We start from the raw sequence: 2,207 nt of genomic DNA on the forward strand, positions 1-2,207 counted from the left end.
GCGCCACGTTCAACGAACAGCTGCAGACCACGTTCGCGGCCATGACCGTCGTCGGGCCCGACGGCAATGTGTGGTCCGCCGGCGACCCGACGGTCCACGGCGCGGTCGTCGGCATCGGCTTGCGGCCGCTGGGCCCGGCCGGCACGTACACGGTGAACTATCGGGTCACGTCCGCGGACGGCCACGTGGTCTCCGGATCCTGGTCGTTTCGGTTGACGGTCTCCGGCACGGGCACGCCGGGACCACCGGCCGCAGGTGGCACGGCCGGGGGCCGGGACTCGGGGGTTCCGGTCTGGCCGTTCATCGTGGTGGCGGTGGCGCTCATCGCCGGAGGCGCCGTGTGGGCGGCGCGGCGTCGAGCGTGACCGGCGGCAAAAGCGCCCGCGTGCGTGCTGGCATGATGGGTTCGAAGAACCCGCGTGGGCTAGAGAACTACTGAAGATTGCTCGAGGAGCGGCCGCATGGCAGACCCGCAGGATCAACCCAATAGCGAGCCCGACGGCGAAGAACACGTTGCCCGCGTGGATCGCGTACAGCGGCGGACGCTTGTTCGCCAGCCAGCCGAGCGGCAGCTGCAGCGCGATGACGGTGATTGCGTTGATCGTCAGCAGATAGCCGAACATCCGGTCCCCATGTCCGAACACGCGATCCAGATGGGGAGCCATGTTGCCGAACAGCTGGCTGTAGCCGATCCCGACGACGATGCCGCCCAGGAGGAACATCTGCAGTGCCGTATCTCGAACGACGACTCGTCCCGCGTCCGCGATCGTGACCTTTTTTTCCGGCTTGCCCTCTTCGATATCTTTGATGCCGAAGCTGATCATCATGATGTAGAGGGTGACGGCGTACACAAAATAAATGGCTCCCGTGATGAGGAAAGCCAGGCCCCCGTTGCCGAGACCGAGCCAGACGCCGAGCACGGGGCCGATCGCCACGCCGACGTTGGCCATGAGATAGCGCATGGAGAAGACCTTCATCCGGCGCGCCGGCTCCGTGAGGTCGGCCATCAGCACCTGGGAGACCGGCTCGAACCAGGAGCGGCACAGCCCGTTCAGCAGACTGAGCAGCAGAAGGACCACAGGGTTGTCCGTCAGTGCGAAGCCGACGAACACGCCGCACCAAGCGAACAGCGACGTGAACATGACGAGGCGCCGGCTGTACCGGTCCGACAGCGCCCCGCCGAGGAAGCCGCCGAACGTGGCCGCCAGCGCGCCGGCACCGACGACGAAGCCGATCGCGCCCGGCCCCATGTCGGTGTGCGCCCCCAGATACAGCGCGAGAAAAGGCATGCTCATGGACGTCGCGATGCGGGCGATCATATGGCCGATCAGCAGCGATAATACGATAGGATGGTAAGATGTCATAAATGCGCGGAGTCTGTTCACGCTGTCAGCACCACAATTCTGCCTAGGTTAAGCTTCTATCATAACGGATCGACGATCCGTTGTGGATAGGGAGAATGTTCCATTTTTAATCAAATGATTAATCCATATCAAGCGCGCGCAAATGGTGCTCGAGGTGGTTCACGTAATCGTCCGCCCATAGCGCATACGAGACCGTGCCGCCGTCCGGCGTCGCGAACAGCCGCGTCTCGCCGCCCTCCGGCAGCCCTGCCCATACGTCCGCGATCCTCGCGTTCAGCGCGAGCCACAGTCCGAGCACATCGTCGTAGGAAGCCGCCTGGTAGTTCTGGCCCTTCACCCAATCGTCCTGCGCATACGGCGTCAGTACCGCCGGTCCCGGCTCGAATACGATCCGCACGAACCGCATCAGATTGTGAAGCGCCGAGTCGCACAGATGCCCGAGAATCTCGAGCTGCGACCACTTGCCCGGACCGGGGCGCGCCTTCATCTCTTCTTCGGAGCGGTCCGCGAGGAGCGGCGGCAGCTCCCGGATCCATCCGCGCAATCGCGTCTCCGCCGCGCGCACCGTCATCGTCTTTGTCATCCCCGTTCGCCCCTTTTCCATTCAAGAATATGAACTTGATTGTAGCGAATCCGCCCGCGGCGGAGGATGAAGATTATCGATGGCGGCTATCGACGGCGCCGATGCGCGCTTCGCTAAGCGACCCACTCCCGGATCAAGAATCCGACGCCGAGCGCGATATTCAGCCACCCTGCAAAAACGTTCGTACGAAGGAGCGCTGGCAACGGATGTACAAAGAGATCGAGTATGAGGTCGATGTCGAGATGAACATGCGCCGAGTC

3 protein-coding genes and 1 pseudogene are annotated in these 2,207 nt (G+C 63.4%); 2 read left to right on the forward strand and 2 right to left on the reverse strand.

The window, feature by feature from the left end; all coding sequences use genetic code 11:
* Window positions 1–365: copper resistance CopC family protein (locus A9X05_RS31630; protein ID WP_067752143.1), on the forward strand; the 365-nt coding region annotated here is incomplete at its 5' end.
* A 168-nt stretch (window positions 366–533) separates the two neighbouring features.
* Here the strand turns inward: A9X05_RS31630 and A9X05_RS32105 are convergent.
* A pseudogene (locus tag A9X05_RS32105) lies at window positions 534–1,364 on the reverse strand (MFS transporter); the annotation flags it as partial.
* Window positions 1,365–1,482: 118 nt separating this feature from the next.
* Entirely contained in the window at window positions 1,483–1,947 is a 465-nt protein-coding gene (locus A9X05_RS11800; RefSeq protein ID WP_197499030.1) for a DinB family protein, read from the reverse strand.
* 29 nt (window positions 1,948–1,976) lie between these two features.
* Here A9X05_RS11800 and A9X05_RS32110 point away from each other — a divergent pair.
* A partial coding sequence (locus A9X05_RS32110) for a Ger(x)C family spore germination C-terminal domain-containing protein (protein ID WP_231978337.1) occupies window positions 1,977–2,207 on the forward strand: 231 nt, incomplete at its 3' end.

Origin of the sequence: Mycobacterium sp. E3298 (assembly GCF_001666895.1) — a bacterium.
In the GTDB taxonomy this organism is placed as follows: Bacteria; Actinomycetota; Actinomycetes; order Mycobacteriales; family Mycobacteriaceae; genus Mycobacterium.